The sequence below is a fragment of the Niallia tiangongensis genome (genome assembly GCF_044704065.1).
Classification (GTDB): domain Bacteria; phylum Bacillota; class Bacilli; order Bacillales; family Cytobacillaceae; genus Niallia; species Niallia tiangongensis.
Window position 1 is genome coordinate 1,362,423 of sequence record NZ_CP162613.1, and the last position, 20,837, is coordinate 1,383,259.

Sequence of the window (20,837 nt, forward strand, 5' to 3'; positions counted from 1 at the left end):
TCTAATCGAAAATTAGTAATCTGGCGTATGAATAAGTTGAATATACGTTTCTTAAGGTACTTCGAAATATTTATCTTTTTAAATGCATATGAATACATTAAGTAATTTTAATGGGAGGCTGTTTAATGAAGAATGCAGTAGTAGTCGGTGCATATCAATTCCTCGGTTTTCACATATGTGGAGCTCTGTTAGAGGAGGGAGAGGAGATAATAGGTGTATCTTTTCCAAACATAAATATAGGTGATATAGAAGATAAAAGAATGGAAATAGGCAGAAATGCAAATTTTAGTGAAAAAAGCTGGAATCAACTGGGGTCTATACTCCAAGATCCAAACATAGATTATCTTTTTTTTGACCTATACACAATAGAAGGCCTACAATCCTTGTATAGTACGATTAAAAGTCGAATTTTTGACTGTAGTAATAAAGAATTGCCTATTAATAAAAGACTTGTTTTCTTAGTAAATATTATGGCTGTAGAAAAAGATAGGGAACTATTCTCTTCAATGAAAGAAGACCTAGGTGATTATACGATTCAGATGATACATATGCCTACGTTATATGGACCATGGCAGCCAAGTGATTTTTTGTTTCAACAGCTAGTAGAAGGAAAAGAGCAGGAAGCTGTTCGCATAGGTTTACGAGAATGTCCTACAGATGCAATTTTTATCGAAGATGCCGTATTGGAAGTAGTAAAACAGACAAAAAAAGGACAAAATAATGATATTCTATTAAAAAGTAATGTAACAAACCATTGGCAAAGATGCTTAGAACATTTAAAATGGAATGTACCCGAAAATGTTCGTGAATATATAGAATATTCAAAAGGTTTAGAAGAGGTAATGGTAATAAATAAATGCAGCATTTCAGAGAACTTAGATAAACAGAAAAAGCATCATTTATTATATAGAATTTAATAGTGTTATAGGAGCAAAAATAATGAAAAGAGCATTAATGAACATCCGAAAAAAAACAATTAGGGGAAAGAGTTTTATTATCCTTCCTCTAATTATATGTGTTCTTTTTCTTTTCCTTTTTTTGAATGGATCTATTGGTAAAAAAGGAAAGATTGAAAAAGTAGGGCTCCTGGTCAGTGGTACAGTAAGTGATCAAGTCTGGGGAACAAAAGGATATAAAGGATTGTTAAATATTCATACTAAGCTAGGTGTGGATGTCTTTTATAAAGAGTCAATTGATTCTTATACCATAACGGAGAGAGCAGTAAAAGAATTTGAAGCGAAAGGTGTTAATTTGATTTTTGGACATGGTGGGGATTTTGTTCAGTATTTTAATATCCTTTCATCTAAGTACCCCTCCATTCATTTTGTAAGTTTAAATGGGAGAGAGCCTGCGACAAAAGATAATACAACCAATATTAAGTTTGAAAATTATCCGATGGGGTTCTTTGGTGGAATGGTAGCTGGACAGGTGACAAAAACAAATATTATTGGTGTAATCGGTGCCTATGAATGGCAAGAAGAAGTAAGTGGATTTGAGGATGGAGTCAACTATGTCAATAAAAATGCAAAAGTCATAAAAGAATTTGTAAATGATTGGGATGATCGAGAAAAGGCGATGAACTTATTAGATGATCAAATAAGTAAGAATGTGGACATTGTTTATCCGGTAGGAGATGGCTTTAATGTGGAAATCATTGAGAATATTAAAGAAAAAGGACTATACGCAGTTGGTTATATTTCTGATCAATCAAATTTAGGAAAGTATACGATGCTAACAAGTACGGTTCAAGATATCCCTAAGCTTTATGAACAGATTGCCACAGCATTTGATGAAGGGGAACTTCACTCTGGTACTCAATTCTGTGGAATTAGAGAGGGGACCATTTATTTAGGGAAATTTAGTCCAAGTATCGATAATGATATTGTTGAATCCATACAGAAAGATGTGAATCGGTATAAAAAGACTGGAAAGCTGCCAAATGAGGAATAGAAAGAAATGGCTTCCGAATAAAGTTATTGGTGCTGTTTCTTTTTTATTTTTAGGAAAAACCTGTCCTTTAGTGAGGAAAAGTATAAGAGTTTAATACCCTGCTACTATGCAAAAGATGATTTTCAATGTGTGTTGTAAGTAGATCATATAGAATCCATAAAAATGGGGATGGACTAACAGGTAATCTTTTTTACTAAGTTAATCCATCCATTTTTTTATGAAGGGGGTTATTTTTTTGAATATAGGCTTTAAATCATTAGCTGAGGTCATAAACATATCTACATTCTTCATAAGGAGTTCAAGGTCAATCTGGTTTAAGAAGTTTGCAATCGCATCAAAGTTTGCACTTTCTTCATTTTCCTCATTCTCCTCCACCTGATTGGGCTTCCCGTTACCCCTACCAAGAATCCAATCATCTCCTTTAACGCCTCTCCTGATGGAAGGCTCCTCGTCAATTAGTTGGGAATGCTCTCGTTTCTCCTTTTTTCTTATGGAACGACTGTTTGTACCAAACATAAATAGAGAGAGGTGATCAATTTCTGTTTCTTCTTTTGTTATAACATCCTTTTTTTCTTTCTCATCAGCGAGTTCATCTTTATACTCCTCCACTTTTCTTCCTCCTATAACACATTCTTAGATTATGCTCTTAATATGCTATGAAAAACATCGGTAAATGCTTAGACCAATGTAATGGAAAACAAAATATGTTGCAAAAGAGAGGAGGAATTTGTTAAAATTAGTACCAAGTCATAATAATTGATAATAATATATTACTGTAATAATGCAATTTTTTCCTTCCTATTTAGACCATATTGGACAATTTAGGGTAAACTAAGAGAAATATCACATCCTTATTTGTTATTAGATTACCGAGGGCTGAATACATGACAATTTTGTGGGATAAGGAAAAACGATTAGGAAGGTTAAGACACACATCAATGATAAGTGAATCGTATTCAGAGTACCATTTAATTAGCCATTTTATTAAATGAGTATGAGGAAAAAACGTTTTAACCAAAAAAGAGAGACATACCGGGTAACCGGTGAATATAAAGGAGCTGAAAGCTTTGGGTACAGGAATAATTGGTATTGGCCGTGAACTTCCAGAAAAAATATTAACAAACCTTGATTTAGAAAAAATGGTCGATACAAATGATGAATGGATTAGAACTAGAACAGGCATAGAAGAACGAAGAATTGCAGACGACAATACCAATACATCGGATATTGCATTAGCAGCAGCAAAGAAAGCAATTGACGATGCTGGTATTAATCCAGAAGATATTGATATGATTATGGTCGCAACGGTTACACCAGATCAGTCATTTCCCTCTGTTGCATGTATGATTCAAGAAAAATTAGGTGCAAAAAAAGCTGCTGCAATGGATTTAAGTGCTGCATGTGCAGGCTTTATGTATGGTATGGTGACAGCAAAGCAATTTATTGATACAGGTGTTTATAAATATGTACTAGTTGTTGGCGTAGAGAAGCTTTCCAAAATTACAAATTGGGAAGACCGTAATACAGCTGTTCTATTTGGTGATGGAGCTGGAGCTGCTGTACTAGGTAAAGTTTCAGAAGGAAGAGGAATTCTTTCTTTCGAATTAGGAGCAGATGGTTCTGGTGGGAAACATCTTTATTTAGATGATCAAGACTATATTTACATGAATGGTAGAGAAGTCTTTAAATTTGCCGTTCGTCAAATGGGAGAAAGCAGTGAAAATGTGTTGGTAAAAGCAGGATTGTCCAAGGAAGATGTAGATTTCCTTATCCCGCACCAAGCGAACATTCGCATCATGGAAGCGTCAAGACAAAGATTGGATTTACCAGAAGAGAAATTATCCAAAACAGTTCACAAATATGGAAATACAAGTGCTGCATCTATTCCTATTTCATTAGTGGAAGAATTAGAGGCAGGCAAAATTAAAGAAGATGATGTCCTTGTAATGGTCGGTTTCGGTGGAGGCTTGACTTGGGGTGCGATTGCTATCCGTTGGGGAAAATAAAAAATCCCTCGATTTGTAATAATAAAACTAACTATATATTAGATGATAAATATAGGAAAAAAGGAGAATAGGTCATGAGTACGAATAGAAGAGTAGTTGTTACTGGTATTGGAGCTGTAACGCCCCTTGGTAATGATGCAATAACTACCTGGGATAATATTACAGCTGGAGTTTCGGGAATTGGACCACTCACAAGAATTAATGCCGATGAATATCCAGCAAAGGTAGCAGCGGAAGTGAAAGATTTTAATCCGGAAGATTTTATGGATAAAAAAGATGCTAGAAAAATGGATCGTTTTACACAATATGCAGTTGCAGCATCCTTAATGGCTGTAAAGGATGCTAATTTACAAATAACGGATGAAAATGCTCCTCGTATTGGAGTTTGGATTGGTTCAGGGATTGGCGGAATGGAAACTTTCGAAAATCAATATGAAATGTTCCAAAAAAGAGGATATAAACGAGTAAGTCCTTTCTTTGTACCGATGTTAATTCCAGATATGGCATCTGGACAAGTTTCGATAACATTAGGTGCAAGAGGAGTAAATTCTTGTACTGTTACTGCATGTGCAACTGGAACAAACTCTATTGGAGATGCATTTAAAGTTATTCAGCGTGGAGATGCAGATGCGATGGTTACTGGTGGAGCAGAGGCGCCGATTACAAAGATGTCCGTAGCTGGTTTCTGTGCAAATACGGCTTTATCCTTTAATCCAGATCCGAAAACAGCAAGTAGACCATTTGATGCGAATCGTGATGGATTTGTAATTGGAGAAGGTGCAGGAATTGTTGTGCTAGAAGAATTAGAGCATGCTTTAGCAAGAGGTGCTAACATCTATGCAGAAATAGTTGGATATGGTTCCACAGGTGATGCGTATCATATTACTTCCCCTGCACCAGGAGGCGAAGGTGGAGCAAGAGCTATGAAAATGGCAATTAATGATGCAGGACTTGCACCAGAAGATGTTTCTTATATTAACGCACATGGAACAAGCACAGCATATAATGATAAGTTTGAAACAATGGCTGTTAAAGAAGTCTTTGGAGAGTATGCTTATAAGGTCCCAATGAGTTCAACAAAATCTATGACTGGTCATTTGCTTGGAGCAGCAGGTGGAGTGGAAGCTATTTTTAGCGTCTTGGCAATTAGAGATAGCATTCTTCCACCAACGATTAATTTTGAAACAGCAGATCCAGATTGTGATTTGGATTATGTAATTAATTCCCATAGGAAACAAGAAGTAAATGTAGCAATGAGTAATTCCCTAGGCTTCGGCGGCCATAACGCTACTATTGTGTTTAAAAAATATCAATAAATACATCGGTAATTTATGCAATTAATTGTAGGTTTTAAAATAAAATGAAGTTTTTTATCATGAGTTGATTGGAGGTGTAGGTGCGAGACTCCTGTGGGAATAGCGGGACAGGGGTCAGTTTAAAGCCGAGGAGGCTCACCGCTCGCCCCATGGAAAGCGAAGTGTATTCTGGGCTGCGGGTTATAGCAACAAACTTTACGAAAACAGCCTAAAAAAATAAGTCATTCATTAAAACTGCTAGGGTTCGTTTATAAATCGAATCTTAGCAGTTTTTTTATTGCAAAAATGAAACCAATCAATATTAATTTATAATAATTTTAAATTAATATTGACTATTATTATAAAGTATATATAATTAAGACTATAATACTATTATTTAAGGTATAAATTCGGAAATAATCAACACTTAAAGAAAACGCTTTCTTTAGAGAATGACTTAATATTTAAGGAGATATTACGTAGAAAGGAAGAATTCTATGCTTAGTATAGAAAAGGCTAAAAACCTGTTGAAAGATAAAAATGTTCGTCTCACGCCACAAAGGCTAGAATTAATTAACATATTATCTAAAGACAATAAGCATTGGACAGTAGATGAAATTTATCATGTCCTAAATGAGAATATGCCATCGGTAAGTATTACTACTGTTTATAATAATATCCATTTATTCATAGAATTAGAGCTATTGAAAGAGATACAATTTGGCGAAGGATTAAGTAAATATGAATGGAAAAAAGAAGAACATTATCATATTGTATGCAGTGATTGCGGTGAGATAGTGGATATTTGGTATCCTACATTAAGGGAGGTAGAATCATTTGCTAAATCCATATCTAAATTTAATATCAGCTCCCATAGTCTCCAGTTTTACGGAACCTGTGAACAGTGTTCTAAAGGCTAAGCGAAAAAGGGAGATCATTTGTCTAGAGTGTAAACAGCCAATCAAAAAATTGAAGCACTCTATTATTTGTGGATGCGGAAGTAGAATCATGAAAGAAACACATAGATAATTTATAAAAAGGGATGTGGGAAAAGTACTTTTGCCATATCCCTTTTTTAATTGTCCCAGCCTCTTTATGCTATTTCAAAAGTAGAGATTGGTTGTTTTGGAACACCATCAATTCAAAATTCATATACTGGTTAAATGAACAGAATAAAATGAAATGAATTAGAGGGGAAATATTGGTGGGGATAATCGATACAAAGAAATGGCTAGAAGATCATTTTTATGAGCCGACTTCTATATGTGAAAACATGAAAGCATCCTTTGACGGAGATGATTCTCAAAATATATATCGATATTTAAGTGGATTTGGAATGTATAAACCATCAAGACGTTCTAAACAGACTTTTGAGAAGATGAAAGAATTAGAAACATGGAGTAAAATAGAGAGCGTTTATAAAAAGTATAAGAAAAAATGGGATGGACCAGATGTACCTATTTATCTTTTTCCTTTTCAGATGACTTGGAGAGGAGAGGAAAATAAATCAGGTGTATCATTTCCTAATCTGCTATTTTTATTTATTGGGGAAGTAACAGACGATAAAGAATTAGAGGCTCTGTTTATTCACGAATATCATCATGTATGCCGCATACATTCACAAAAAAAGGCAATAGAGGATTATACCTTATTAGATTCCATCATTATGGAAGGATTAGCAGAGCTTGCTGTTAAAGAAAACTGTGGAGAGGTCTATAATGCAAGCTGGTGCCACCTGTATGATGGAGAAAAAATTAAGCAATTTTGGGATAAAGAGCTAAAGGAACATCTAGATGTAAAAAAAACAGAGGAGAAACATGATCAACTCTTGTATGGACATGGACGCTATCCACGAATGATTGGTTATAATACAGGATTTCATCTTGTTAATTTATATTATGAAAAGAAAAAAATAACAGAAAAGATGCAGTTTACGATAAAAAGTGAAGCATTTTTATAAAGATTTAAAAGACGAGTATAGAAAACTGCTCGTCTATTTCATATCTACTAGAACAAGCTAATTGGAAAAAGGCAGGAAAATTAGATTGAAACGAAATAAAAAGACATGTAAAGGAAAGTTTGTACATATTATGATAATAGGTTCAGTAAGAAAATATCTTCTGCTTATCATTCGCCTTAGTATAAGAAGAGAAATACCTAGCAAAGAGAATACACGAAAGATAGATTTTTTTCATATTAAATAGAGGATTATTAAATAATCCTTTGAAAATAGGAATAAATTTACTACGCTCTGCCAATACTTATGGACAAACAGTTGTTGAAGTGAGGGATAAAATATGCAGTATCTTCATGATGTTTGGGTAAATTGGTTTGAAGGAGAAGAAAACGGATATAATGTTTGTCACTTTCATGAATGGAGAAAAGATGATGGTGTTGAATTATTAGATCAAGTTCCGCTATTAAAAGTAGACTCTTGTTTATTCCATTACATAGAAAACGATTTGGCGGAACTACCACGACAATTATTAGAAGAAATTTATCAAAAAGCATATCTACGAAAAAATCATGAACGAATTCAATTAGATTATTGTTTTGTAGTTTCTGATGGAATTGGTCTATTAGTAGTAGATACAATTGGATATTCTGTTCCAATTCGAAAAAGTCGAATGATACCTAGACAAGAACAATTGGCCTATGAATTACTTGAAAATCAAGAAACGATTTATTATAACTTTCAAAACAATGAAGAAAAGAAAGAATTCCATATTTTATCACCTGAGCCTCATGTGATGAATGGATTAACAAGAAAAGAAAGACAATTAAAGCAATTATTGTTTATGGCATTAGATCAACTGTATTCTTCTGAAAATGTTGCAGAGGTTCGTTATTGGTACACAGAATGGAGTCCAGAACGTTACTTTGAGATTCAGCATTTAGATTTTGAACATGCCTGGAATGAACTATATGAATGTACAAAATATGGTTGGTCTAAAAAGCATGAGCATTTTTGTGAAAATATTATAAAAGGTCAGCAGTTTTTTGAAAAGCTATGGGAAATGGAGCATGGTCCGAAGGTAAATTAAGAGTTGTCAGTTTTGAAATAGTAATAAAAAATGGAGATTTATGAATAGTTTTCCTACAGTCTAAAGAGGCTAGGACAAAACTAAATAGCCAATCTGTAAAGACGAACAATCCTTAATTTAGCTCTTAAATAAAGGCTACTTTTTCATGCTAGTTATTTATGATTTTAAATATAGTCAGTGTAAAAACTAATTCGTTTTTAAAGATAGTTTTTCTATAAACAATTATGGAATAGACAAAATTAATTAATTGGAAAGACAGAGCAGCCTGAATACACGTAGACTACTATGGGAGCTGCGAGAAAGTCCGAGACCCTGCAGGAGCATGAGTTGTGAGGAGGCTTGGCGCTCGCCCCATGGAAAGCGAAGTGAAGTGGATTCAGGCTGCGGATAATAACACCATCTTTACTGAAACAGCCTTTTATAAACCAATATAAACCCGAATAATCATATGGAAGTATCGTATGGCTGTTCGGGTTTATTTATGGCTGGAATACTTATGTCCCAGCCTCTTAAAGCCCGATGATAATTCATCGGGCTTTTCCATTTTCGACAAGAATTAATTAACGTCGTTTACGACCTAATCCCATCGCATTTTCCATCTTCTTAATCATTTTACCAGCTACTTTATTAGCTTTTTCCGCACCTTCGTCTAAAATATCATCTAATTCAGTCGAATTCATTAATTGGTTATATTTCTCTTGAATAGGCTTTAATGCATCAACAACAACATTTGCTAAATCTGACTTGAAATCACCGTATCCTTTTCCTTCGTATTTTGCTTCCAGACTCTCCACGCTTTCTCCAGAGAGGATAGAATAAATCGATAGCAAGTTAGAAACTCCTGGCTTATTTTCTCGATCGAATTTAACAACACCTTCTGAATCTGTAACGGCACTTTTGATTTTCTTAATAATCTGTGCTGGCTCGTCTAATAATGTAATGGTTGCTTTGTTGTTTGTATCGGATTTACTCATTTTTTTCGTAGGATCCTGAAGAGACATGATTCGTGCCCCTACTTTTGGAATTCTCACTTCAGGAATTGTCAAAATATCATTGTATTTTTTATTAAATCTCTCTGCGAGATCACGAGTCAATTCAAGATGCTGCTTTTGGTCTTCTCCAACTGGAACGATATCTGTACTATATAGAAGAATATCCGCCGCCATTAATGGTGGATATGTTAATAACGCAGCAGAAACAGCATCTTTACCAGTCGATTTGTCCTTGAATTGCGTCATTCGCTCTAATTCTCCAATATAAGAGATACATTGCATTAACCATGCTCCTTGGGTGTGGGCAGGTACTTCAGATTGAATGAATAGAGTAGCTTTATTAGGATCGATACCCACTGCTAAGTAAAGTGCAGCTAAACTGCGGATATTTTTTCTTAGTACCATCCGATCTTGAGGTACCGTAATAGCATGTTGATCGACGATACAGAAGAAACAATTATATTCATCTTGTAGCTCGACAAATTGACTTAAGGCACCAATATAATTTCCTAATGTAATAGTACCGCTTGGTTGAATCCCAGAAAAGATAGTTTTCATAATAATACTTCCTCCAATATGTATTCTAGACACGAATGTTTAGCTGAAAGCATCATCTAAACAAACTGTTCATTTATTTACTAGGCTTCTATCAGCTGTTTGTAACGTTCTTTAGTGAAGTGCACTTTCGAATCAGAAAGCAACTTATTAGTTAACAGAGCAAAAAGAGAGAACCCAGAAACTACATTATAATCATTATTATATCCATTTTAGCATGATTAGTTGATATTCAAAGGCTGTTTTCTCAAAGTTTGTCGTTTTTAATAGAAAAAATAAATGGAATTCTATTTTTTGAGGTTGTTTCTATAGGAGAAATGTTAAAAAAATACGACTTATAAATTGAATCAAGTGCAGGCGAGGCAGATTAGAAACAGAGCAGTCAGTAAGTGAGGAAACGTAAGAATGGCAAACAGATGTAAAAGGAAAAATGATTCATCAAAAGGAAGATGACGAAGAATAGAATGCTTATATGTAATTTATGAATTATAACAATTCGAATAAATTTATATTAATATAATTATTCAGTAGATTTACATATTTCTGATTAGTTTTTTATTCTACAAAATTCTACATAATTCTTGCGTAAAAAATATTCCAACTATATAATTGTCATTACGAATGGATTAGGTAGTGATATTTCAGACTATTTAAAACACATAAGAATACATAAAAAGATTGAACTAGCGAAATAGTTATTTTAGAATAATGATTTTATGTGCTATGTATGGGGGTTTTTATTTAAATCGTTTTATACAATAATAGTCGTTTATTATAATTAACTGACTATTTAGGAAATGATTACTTGTGTATTCTAAGGTTTAGAATGGGAAAGCTATTTTCGAAGTTCCATTTGAGGAAAATTATTTAGGGGGTAATTACATGAGAAAAAGATTGCTTGTACTAATGAGCTTAGTGCTTGTACTAAGTGCTTTTCTTGCTGCATGTGGTAATGATAAGGGTGGCAGTGATAAAGCATCATCACAAAACTTACGTCTGAATATTGTTTCAGAACCGCCAACATTACATCCAGCATTAGCTACAGATTCAACATCAGGTGGAGTGTTAATTCAAACATTTGAAGGCTTAACTCGTATTGATAAAGATGGAGTGCCTCAGCCAGCTATGGCCGAAGATATTCAGGTTTCAGATGATCAATTAACCTATACATTCAAAATTCGTGAAGATGCGAACTGGACGAACGGTGATCCTGTAACCGCAGCAGATTTTGAATATGCATGGAAATGGGCTATTGATCCTCAAAATCAATCACAATATGCATATCAATTGTATTCCATAAAAGGTGCTGAAGCAGCTAATAATGGTGAAGGTAATCTTGATAATGTTGCTATTAAAGCAGTGGATGAAAAGACTTTAGAAGTAACTTTAGTAAATCCAACACCTTATTTCTTACAATTACTAGCTTTCTATACTTATTTCCCAGTGAATAAAAATGTAGCAGAAGCAAATCCAGATTGGTATAAAGATGCTGGAGATGATTATGTTACAAATGGTCCTTTCAAAATGACAGAGTGGAATCATAGTGAGTCTATTCTTTTAGAAAAGAATGAAGATTATTGGGATGCTGACACGGTTAAATTAGAAACAGTAGAAATGACAATGGTAGAAGACCCAACAACAGAATTAAGTATGTTTGATAACGATGAGTTAGATTGGGCTGGTTTACCATTTGGTTCGTTACCTACAGATGCGATTAAAGCATTAAAAGACAATGGGGACCTAAATATTAAAGCAATAGCAGGAACTTATTGGTATAAATTTAATACAGAAGAAAAGCCATTTAACAATGAAAATATTCGTAAAGCATTAACATATGCAATTGATCGTAAAGCGATTGTTGAGCAAATTACACAAGGTGGACAAATTCCTGCTATGGCAGTTGTTCCTCCAACAATGTTTTCTGAAAACGAAAAAGGTTACTTTAAAGATAATGACATCGAAGCAGCAAAAGCAGCTCTTGAGAAAGGCTTGAAAGAGGAAGGCTATGCTAGTGTAGAAGATTTACCAAAAATCACATTATCTTATAATACAAGTGAAGCACATGCTAAAATTGCGCAAGCGGTTCAAGACATGTGGAAAAAGAACCTTGGAATTAATGTAGAATTAGACAACGAAGAATGGCAAGTTTATTTAGAAAAAATTGATTCTGGTGATTATCAGATTGGACGTATGTCATGGTCTGGTGACTACAATGACGCATTTAATTTCCTAGAATTGTATCGTGATGCAAACGGAGGAAATAATGACACTGGTTGGGAAAATCCAGAATACAAAAAACTTCTTAAAGCTTCACAAAAAGAAACAGATGAAGCAAAACGTAAACAATTATTACAAGATGCAGAAGCTATTTTAATGAATGAACTTCCAATTGCACCTGTGTATTTCTATACAAACACTTGGGTGCAAAAAAAGAACCTTAAAGATGTAGTGATTTCAGGTTTAGGGGAAGCACAGTTAAAATGGGCGCATTTTGAATAATTAAAGAAATAACTTTGTTATTATAGGTAATTCGAAGCCTAATCGCAACTGGGAATAGTATATTCTAGGAGAAGTATTATTAAGTTGTTTAAGAATTAGGACAAGAAGAAACTATCCATGTACGTACAAAGTTAAAAGAGATAAAAAAGATAAAAGAGATAAAAGAGGCTGTCTTATTTAACGAGTGATACTTTAAAAGTAAGCTCGTTCCCTAAGACATCCTCTTCCTTTCTAATTGCGTAGTATTAGAAAAAAACGGAGGTAAAACCATGATAAAGTACTTGACAAAACGTTTGCTGTTTATGGCGCTGTCCCTATGGTTAATCATTACAGCTACGTTTTTCTTCATGAGGATGGCACCGGGTAACCCATTTACATCGGAAAAGAAAATGCCACCTGCAATTGAAGCAAATTTAAATGCCCATTATGGTCTTGATCAGCCTTGGTATGTTCAATATGGAGAATATTTGCTAAGAGTCGTTCAATGGGATTTTGGTCCATCTTTTAAATATAAAAGTCAGACTGTTAATCAATTAATTAATGAAGGTTTCCCAGTTTCATTAGTATTGGGAATCGAAGCCATTTTCATTGCTTTAGCAATTGGGGTTACATTAGGTGTAATTGCAGCCTTAAGACATAATAAATGGCAAGATTATTTAGCCATGATCGTTGCTGTATTAGGAATATCCGTACCTTCCTTTATAATGGCAGCTTTTTTACAATATATTTTTGCGATGAAGCTAGGCATTTTCCCTGTAGCAAGATGGGGAACATTTATGCAAAGTGTTCTGCCAGCAATAGCGTTAGCAGCTGGTCCAACGGCATTTATTGCCCGTTTAACTAGATCTTCTATGTTAGAAGTATTAAGCAATGATTATATTAAAACAGCAAAAGCTAAGGGGATTAGTGGCTTTAATATTACTGTAAAGCATGCAATCCGTAATGCGATTCTTCCAGTTGTTTCATACATGGGACCATTATCTGCGGGAATTGTTACAGGAAGTTTTGTTATTGAGAAAATCTTCGGTATTCCAGGACTTGGATCACAGTTTGTAAAAAGTATAAACAATCGTGATTATACAGCTATTATGGGAGTTACTGTTTTCTATAGTATTATCCTGTTAGTATCTGTTCTTCTTGTCGACTTATTGTACGGATTAATAGATCCTCGAATTAAATTAGCGGGCGGGAAGAAAGGAGAGTAAAGATGCAAGAAATTTCGAAAGATAAATTTGAAATAGTAGGCAATAGCAGCGTTGAATCGGAAAAGATTTCAAAGACAAGTCTGTCTTTTTGGAAAGATGTATTTACTCGTTTTAAAAAAAATAAACTTGCAGTATTTGGACTTGTACTATTAATTCTTTTAATCGTCTTGGCATTTGTTGGGCCACTACTCACACCATACAATTATTATGAAAATGATTTATCAAAAACAAATCAACCACCAAGTGCAGAGCATTATTTTGGAACAGATGAATTGGGGCGTGATATGTTTGAGCGTATTTGGTATGGTGCAAAAATATCCCTATTTATTGGAATTGCTGCTGCATTTATCGACTTAGTGATTGGGGTAATCTGGGGAGGAATTGCAGGTTATAAAGGTGGTAAGACCGATGAAGTGATGATGCGTATAGCAGACGTATTATATGGAATTCCTTACCTTTTACTTGTAATCCTTCTAATGGTTGTGCTTGGACAAGGAATTTGGACAATGATTTTAGCCATGAGTATTACCGGTTGGATTAATATGGCCCGTATGGTTCGAGGACAAGTATTATCTTTAAAGAGTCAAGAATATATACTCGCATCAAGAACGTTAGGAGCAGGAGTATCAAGAATTATGGGCAAGCATTTAATTCCAAATGCAATGGGACCTATTCTTGTTACTTTAACACTAACAGTGCCAAACGCTATTTTTACAGAAGCATTTTTAAGCTATCTTGGGCTAGGTTTAACGCCTCCATTAGCTAGTTGGGGAACAATGGCTAACGACGGAATCGGAGCGATGCAATATTATCCATGGCGTTTATTTTTCCCAGCAATGTTTATTTGTTTAACTATCTTTGCATTTAATGTTATTGGCGATGGAATTCGAGATGCGCTTGATCCAAGATTACGTAAGTAAGGAGTGAGATAAATGGAAAAATTATTAGAAGTAAAGGATTTACAAGTCTCATTCCATACGTATGGAGGAGAAGTACAGGCAGTTCGTGGAGTATCCTTTGATTTATATAAAGGAGAAACATTAGCAATTGTTGGTGAATCCGGTTCAGGAAAAAGTGTTACTTCCCAAACATTAATGAAATTAATCCCTATGCCTCCAGGTCATATTAAAGGCGGAAAAATTTTATTTAATGGAGAAGATATTGTACAAAAAACAGATAAAGAGATGGAAAGCATCCGTGGAAAAGAAATGAGTATGATTTTCCAAGATCCAATGACCTCTTTGAATCCTACAATGCGTATTGGAACACAAATAATGGAAGTGCTGATCAAACATCAGCAAATGAACAAAGAAAAAGCAAAAAAGAAAGCCATTGAGCTTTTAAGCTTAGTAGGTATTCCAAAACCAGAAAAAAGAGTGGATCAATATCCACACGAATTTTCTGGAGGAATGAGACAGCGCGCGATGATTGCTATTGCATTAGCGGCAAATCCTCATTTGTTAATTGCAGATGAACCAACAACAGCATTAGATGTTACGATTCAAGCACAAATTTTGGATTTAATGAAAGATTTACAAGAGAAAATGGATACAAGTATTATCTTTATTACCCATGACTTAGGGGTTGTTGCAAATGTAGCGGATCGTGTTGCTGTTATGTATGCAGGACAAATTGTAGAGATGGGTACAGTGGATGAGATATTCTACGATCCAAGACATCCGTATACTTGGGGACTCCTTGCGTCTATGCCAAGCTTAGATAATGATAATGAAGATGAGCTTGCAGCTATTCCTGGAACACCGCCGGATTTAACAAATCCTCCAGTTGGAGATGCGTTTGCAGCTAGAAATCCGTATGCATTAGCAATTGATTTTGAACAGGAACCACCTTTATATCAAGTTTCAGAAACACATTTTGTAAAATCGTGGTTATTACATCCTAATGCGCCGGCAGTGGAACCACCTGCTTCTGTTAAAGAGAGAATAAGAACGCTACCCTCTAACTTTGAAACACCAGTATTAGTAAAGGGGGAGAAATAAGTGGCTGAAAAATTATTAGAAATAAAAAATCTTAAGCAATATTTTAATGTGGGCACTCCTAACGTAGTAAAAGCAGTAGATGATGTAACCTTTGATATTTTCAAAGGAGAAACGCTTGGACTAGTGGGAGAATCTGGTTGTGGAAAATCTACAACTGGTAGAACGATCATCCGACTATATGATGCAACCGGCGGACAAGTTCTTTTTGATGGAGAAGATGTGCATGGAAGAAAATCAAGAGGGGATTTAAAGAAATTCAATCGTAAAATGCAAATGATTTTCCAGGATCCATATGCTTCATTAAATCCAAGAATGACTGTTGCGGATATTATTGCAGAAGGTATTGATATTCACGGTTTAGCGCAGAACAGAAAAGAAAGAATGGAAAAGGTATACGAGCTGCTTCATACAGTTGGTTTAAATAAAGAGCATGCTAATCGTTATCCTCATGAGTTCTCAGGTGGTCAGAGACAAAGAATCGGCATTGCCCGTGCTTTAGCTGTAGATCCTGACTTTATCATTGCTGATGAACCCATTTCTGCATTAGATGTTTCGATCCAAGCACAGGTTGTTAATTTGATGAAGAAGCTTCAAAAGGAAAAAGGATTAACGTATTTATTTATTGCCCATGATTTATCCATGGTTAAATATATAAGTGACCGTATTGGGGTAATGTATTTCGGGAAATTAGTGGAAATTGCTCCTGCAGATGAGCTATATAATAACCCGATTCATCCATATACACAGTCCTTATTATCTGCAATTCCTCTTCCAGATCCAGAAACAGAGCGCACAAGAAAAAGAACGGTTTATGATCCTGTAGTTCATCAATATCAAGATGGTGAAGAACTTAAAATGCGAGAAGTAAAGCCTGGTCATTTTGTTTATTGCTCTGAAAGGGAATATACTAAATATAAACAGCAAATGAATCAATAAAGATTTCAAAAAAGTCGACAATCTCAGAAGCATTGGGAGGATGTCGACTTTTTTATTTATACTAATACTGTTTCCATAAAGGAAAAAACAGTAATAGATTAAGTTTGTTTGAGTTGTTACAATAAAAGGAATACATAATTTATACCAAGTTAGCAGATAATGGTTACTGTACATAGATGGGAGTTATCACTATGAATAAAAAACTAATATCCTTCGGGTTAAGTATATCTTTATTACTCCCCAATGTTGCTTTTGCTAAGGGGGAGAATGTCATTCCTAAACAGCCAATAAAACAAATGGAAATTATGAGAAAACAATTGCCGACTACTTTGCCAAGATTGAAAATTAATTCCTTTTCCTTTTCCTATCCTGATGCGGTAAGAGGGATATATGTAAATGCTCACTCGATTGGAGGGAGCAAGTGGAATCAATTAATCAATTTAGTGAAAAATACGGATTTAAATGCAATGGTAATTGATTATAAAGAAGACTATGGAAATTTGACCTTTATGCCGGAAGAAAGTTCTCCTTATCGGAAAATTGGGAGTCATTCTATCAAGAATATGACGGCTTTATTGGAACAGCTTGAAAAAGAGAAAATTTATCCGATTGCACGCATTGTTGTTTTCAAGGATTCAGTACTGGCAGAGGAAAAACCAGAATGGTCTTTTGGGCAAGGGGAAAAGGTCTGGACAAATGGAAGAGGAGAGGCTTTTGTGAATCCTTTTGAAAAAAAGGTCTGGGATTATAATGTCAATCTAGCGATGGAAGCAGCTAAAATGGGCTTTCAAGAGATACAGTTTGATTACGTTCGTTTTCCAGAAGGGTTTGAAAATAAGGGAGATAAATTAAGCTATACGAAAGGTGATTATGAGAAATTAGATAAAACAGAAGGAGAAAAAAGAGTACAAGCTGTTACAGATTTTGTTCAATATGCAAAAAGAAAACTAGAACCATATGATGTGAAGGTTTCTGTTGATATATTTGGATACACAGCAACCTTAGACGAAGCTCCAGGCATTGGACAAAATTTTTCGAGAATAAGTAATCATGTTGATGTTATTTCATCTATGATTTATCCAAGTCATTGGTCTACCTATTTCGGCATTGAAAAACCAGACCTCCATCCTTATGAACTTGTAAGCGAGTATATTAAAGTAGAAAAGCAAAAGCTAAATCAACTAGAGAATCCTCCTATTTCAAGACCGTGGCTCCAGGACTTCACAGCTACGTGGCTTGGTAAAGATAATTATCAAGTATATGGACAAGAAGAGATTCAAAAGCAGATAAAAGCTTTAAATGATCAAGGGGTTTCCGAGTTTTTATTATGGAATGCTGGGAATAATTATACGAAAAATGTTAACTATAAACCCGACTAACAAAGAACAAAAAGGAGATTAATGAATGCATTGGTATGATAAACTTAATAAATATTTTCCTGTTGAAGAAATGAAATCGCAAGAACATTTGGAAGCATTACTTAAGGATTTTCCGGAATATTATCATAAGGATGAAGACAAGTATCATGTGTTGATGTATGTGGAAGCAGAGGATTTTATTTTTATAGATTATTTATTTGTTTCTAATGAAGCCAGAGGTCAAGGTCTTGGACATCAATTAGTAGAGAATCTGAAAACGAAGGGGAAACCAATTATATTAGAAGTGGAACCGATAAATTATAAGGATAGTGATACAAAAAAACGACTAAGATTTTATCAGCGTGAAGGATTTAAACATGCAAAAACAATCGGATATAGACGGTTATCATTAGCAACTAGAGAAGTAAATGCGATGGAAATTCTCTATTGGGCTCCAAATAATGAAGGAGAAGATGTTGTTTATCAAGCATTGGTAAAAACATATAATAAAATTCATACATATAAGGACGTCCAGTTTTACGGTGAAGCTTATGAACCTGTCGAAAAAGTAGTGCAATTCAATAATGAAGAGAAGCAAAAAAATATATTTGATGAAATTTGATTCGCTTTTAAATAGATATGATCCTTCTTTATGCTAGCTGCTTACATTGGAGAAGAGTATTCGTATTTTCATTAAAACATATTTAATTGAGAATAGAAACAGGTTTAGAGATAAGAAATAAGGGGGATTAAAAAGAAAGGTCAGCTTATAAAATAAATATTTTAACAGATACCGTAAATTTTTGAAACTTTTTTTGTTTTCAAACGTCTATAATGATAAGCAACAAAATAAGAGGGGAATTCGTACAATGATAACGAGTTTTTCTTACATAAAGGAGGAGGGCACAGCAAATATCGTAAGAGTAGAAGTTTATATACAGAAAATAATCATACTTGTGGATAAATTTTTCAAAATATATACCATAAAGCAAACAATTAGTGTATAATAATTAATATAAATTACTTGATTGAATTAATTATAATTTAAGAATTTTCGAAAAAAAGAATTCAAGTTATTTATAATTATAATGAATGTAGTTAATTACATGTCTAAATAAAGGGAGCGTGAATTTGTAAAATGGTAACATTATACACTTCACCAAGTTGTACATCCTGCAGAAAAGCAAAAGCATGGTTAGAGGAACATGAAATTGCTTATAAAGAAAGAAATATATTTTCAGAGCCACTTTCTATTGAGGAGATAAAAGAAATTCTTCGCATGACAGAAGATGGAACAGATGAGATTATTTCAACAAGAAGTAAAACTTTTCAAAAACTAAATGTGAATTTAGAAACAATGCCACTACAAGATTTATTTGGTATCATTCAAAATAATCCTGGGCTATTAAGACGTCCTATTATTATTGATGAAAAAAGGCTGCAGGTAGGGTATAACGAAGATGAAATTCGCAGATTCTTACCGAGAAAAGTTCGTACTTTCCAATTAAGAGAAGCTCAACGATTAGTTAACTAATTATAAGCAAGTATAAAAAAGATCTGACTTTAAAGGATATCATTTTATCATCCTTTGGTCAGATTTTTCTTTTTTATTTGGGAAATAAGCTCAATCCTATTAATAGGAAGAGAAACGACGAATGAAGTGTAGTGGTCATTAAGCTTGATTATTTCAAATATTATCAGTGAATCGCTTATGAAACGTAAACGAAACAATGGCGATATTTGGCTAAAACGGTTAGTACTTGCTGTTTCTTTTTAGTTTGAAATAATTTCTATGAGGTAATACTACTAAATATAACTAAACAGGAATAAGGTATTAAAAAGAAATAAAATCTGAGACTGAATCAAGTTGCGTTTAATTTAGAAAATTGGGAATTGTGAATGTTTTTTGAATGGGCATTTAATGGTTTTTTTCGATCCCAAGATATTTTAATTCCATTTATACAACTTTTGTCATAAAATATAAGGTACAAGGTACAATACGAGGAAAATACAATTTTTTATTTCAGAACGATTTATTGTAAGGAATAAAACAAATCTGTATGGGGGTCTCTTGTCCCTTCCATCATAGTCTGAAGGGAGTGTTAGCGTATGGAAATTGAAAGAATTAATGATCATACAGTAAAGTTTTATATTTCGTATATTGATATAGAAGAACGTGGATTTAAGCGTGAGGAGATTTGGTATAATCGGGAACGCAGTGAAGAGCTATTTTGGGAAATGATGGATGAGGTACATCAAGAAGAAGACTTCATGTTTGATGGACCATTATGGATTCAAGTTCAGGCACTAGAAAAAGGGTTGGAAATTCTCGTTACAAAAGCACAGCTTTCTAAAGACGGACAGAAGTTTGAAATTTCTATTCCAGAGGATAAGCTGAAGGATTTACCAATTGATGAACGTTTTGAAGACTTAATGGATCAACACTTTACTATTAAAGATGGTGAAGAGGAATATGAAGAAAGTCTTGAATTTATTTTAACATTTAAAGATTTTGAGGACATCATTTCCTTATCCAAACTGCAGGGACTAGAAGGAATTGATACCAAACTTTATAACTATAATGATCAATATTACTTATTTGTACAGTTCCTTGACGAAGAAATACCAGAAGAGGAAGTAGAAAATGCATTAAGCATTTTACTAGAATATGCTCAAGAAGATTCCAAGATGACTATTCATGTTCTACAAGAATATGGAAAGATTATTATTGAGAATGAAGTATTTATGGAGCTAAGAAAGTACTTTCATTAAATAATAGGGATTCAACATTAAATATATATGGAGTGAAACAAGAAACTCTACAACGTTCGGTCAACGCCTTGCATTGTAGAGTTTCTTTGCGTACATAGGATAAAATGCAAAACGGAAGCATGTATAATTGTCGATGGTTTTGAATAGATATAGACACCTGTAATAAATAGAAAGCTTCAGTACTGTCTTTCAAATATGGTTTGCACTCCTTTTTATAAGAAAGCA

18 protein-coding genes are annotated in these 20,837 nt (G+C 34.0%); 16 read left to right on the forward strand and 2 right to left on the reverse strand.

The features are described from left to right. The first annotated feature begins 125 nt into the window (after positions 1–125). Positions 126–917, forward strand: coding sequence for a hypothetical protein (locus AB3U99_RS06555; RefSeq protein WP_400246507.1), 792 nt, complete (start codon positions 126–128; stop codon positions 915–917). A gap of 22 nt (positions 918–939) precedes the next feature. Continuing rightward, a complete protein-coding gene (locus AB3U99_RS06560) occupies positions 940–1,950 on the forward strand; it encodes a BMP family ABC transporter substrate-binding protein (protein WP_400246509.1) in 1,011 nt (336 codons plus the stop codon). Positions 1,951–2,148: 198 nt separating this feature from the next. Here AB3U99_RS06560 and AB3U99_RS06565 read toward each other — a convergent pair whose 3' ends face one another. Continuing rightward, positions 2,149–2,559 carry a hypothetical protein gene (locus AB3U99_RS06565; RefSeq protein WP_400246511.1) on the reverse strand — a complete coding sequence of 137 codons (411 nt, stop codon included), beginning with the start codon at positions 2,557–2,559 and terminating at the stop codon, positions 2,149–2,151. Between the two features lie 458 nt (positions 2,560–3,017). Here AB3U99_RS06565 and AB3U99_RS06570 point away from each other — a divergent pair, with 458 nt between their 5' ends. The 5 genes from AB3U99_RS06570 (at position 3,018) to AB3U99_RS06590 (ending at position 8,295) form a co-directional block, all read left to right on the forward strand. Next, positions 3,018–3,956 (forward strand): beta-ketoacyl-ACP synthase III, encoded by a 939-nt coding sequence (locus tag AB3U99_RS06570; protein ID WP_400246513.1) that lies wholly within the window; start codon positions 3,018–3,020, stop codon positions 3,954–3,956. A 74-nt stretch (positions 3,957–4,030) separates the two neighbouring features. Further along, positions 4,031–5,272, forward strand: coding sequence for a beta-ketoacyl-ACP synthase II (gene fabF, locus AB3U99_RS06575; protein WP_400246515.1), 1,242 nt, complete (start codon positions 4,031–4,033; stop codon positions 5,270–5,272). 476 nt (positions 5,273–5,748) lie between these two features. After that, a complete protein-coding gene (locus AB3U99_RS06580; protein WP_400246517.1) occupies positions 5,749–6,171 on the forward strand; it encodes a Fur family transcriptional regulator in 423 nt (140 codons plus the stop codon). A gap of 284 nt (positions 6,172–6,455) precedes the next feature. Next, on the forward strand, positions 6,456–7,211 hold the full coding sequence (locus AB3U99_RS06585; RefSeq protein ID WP_400246519.1) for a DUF2268 domain-containing protein: 756 nt from the start codon (positions 6,456–6,458) through the stop codon (positions 7,209–7,211). A gap of 337 nt (positions 7,212–7,548) precedes the next feature. Further along, positions 7,549–8,295, forward strand: coding sequence for a YjbA family protein (locus AB3U99_RS06590; RefSeq protein WP_400246520.1), 747 nt, complete (start codon positions 7,549–7,551; stop codon positions 8,293–8,295). 560 nt (positions 8,296–8,855) lie between these two features. On the opposite strand, the gene trpS is transcribed toward AB3U99_RS06590, so the two are convergent. Beyond that, positions 8,856–9,845: a tryptophan--tRNA ligase gene (trpS, locus tag AB3U99_RS06595; protein WP_400246522.1), complete on the reverse strand. Its 990-nt coding sequence runs from the start codon at positions 9,843–9,845 to the stop codon at positions 8,856–8,858. Positions 9,846–10,724: 879 nt separating this feature from the next. Here trpS and AB3U99_RS06600 point away from each other — a divergent pair. The 9 genes from AB3U99_RS06600 to mecA all read left to right on the forward strand — a co-directional run bounded on the left by AB3U99_RS06600 (position 10,725) and on the right by mecA (position 20,612). Next, positions 10,725–12,341 carry a peptide ABC transporter substrate-binding protein gene (locus AB3U99_RS06600; RefSeq protein WP_400246524.1) on the forward strand — a complete coding sequence of 539 codons (1,617 nt, stop codon included), beginning with the start codon at positions 10,725–10,727 and terminating at the stop codon, positions 12,339–12,341. 269 nt (positions 12,342–12,610) lie between these two features. Further along, entirely contained in the window at positions 12,611–13,546 is a 936-nt protein-coding gene (locus AB3U99_RS06605; RefSeq protein WP_400246526.1) for an ABC transporter permease, read from the forward strand. A 2-nt stretch (positions 13,547–13,548) separates the two neighbouring features. Further along, positions 13,549–14,466: an ABC transporter permease gene (locus AB3U99_RS06610; RefSeq protein ID WP_400246528.1), complete on the forward strand. Its 918-nt coding sequence runs from the start codon at positions 13,549–13,551 to the stop codon at positions 14,464–14,466. Between the two features lie 12 nt (positions 14,467–14,478). Next, on the forward strand, positions 14,479–15,546 hold the full coding sequence (locus AB3U99_RS06615; protein WP_400246530.1) for an ABC transporter ATP-binding protein: 1,068 nt from the start codon (positions 14,479–14,481) through the stop codon (positions 15,544–15,546). Then, a complete protein-coding gene (locus AB3U99_RS06620) occupies positions 15,547–16,482 on the forward strand; it encodes an ABC transporter ATP-binding protein (RefSeq protein ID WP_400246532.1) in 936 nt (311 codons plus the stop codon). Positions 16,483–16,673: 191 nt separating this feature from the next. Continuing rightward, positions 16,674–17,861: a putative glycoside hydrolase gene (locus AB3U99_RS06625; protein ID WP_400246533.1), complete on the forward strand. Its 1,188-nt coding sequence runs from the start codon at positions 16,674–16,676 to the stop codon at positions 17,859–17,861. 25 nt (positions 17,862–17,886) lie between these two features. Further along, entirely contained in the window at positions 17,887–18,462 is a 576-nt protein-coding gene (locus AB3U99_RS06630) for a GNAT family N-acetyltransferase (protein WP_400246534.1), read from the forward strand. 516 nt (positions 18,463–18,978) lie between these two features. Then, on the forward strand, positions 18,979–19,374 hold the full coding sequence (spxA, locus tag AB3U99_RS06635; protein ID WP_016204317.1) for a transcriptional regulator SpxA: 396 nt from the start codon (positions 18,979–18,981) through the stop codon (positions 19,372–19,374). Positions 19,375–19,949: 575 nt separating this feature from the next. Then, complete coding sequence (gene mecA, locus AB3U99_RS06640) at positions 19,950–20,612, forward strand: adaptor protein MecA (protein ID WP_400246535.1); 663 nt, start codon at positions 19,950–19,952, stop codon at positions 20,610–20,612. Positions 20,613–20,837 lie beyond the last annotated feature (225 nt).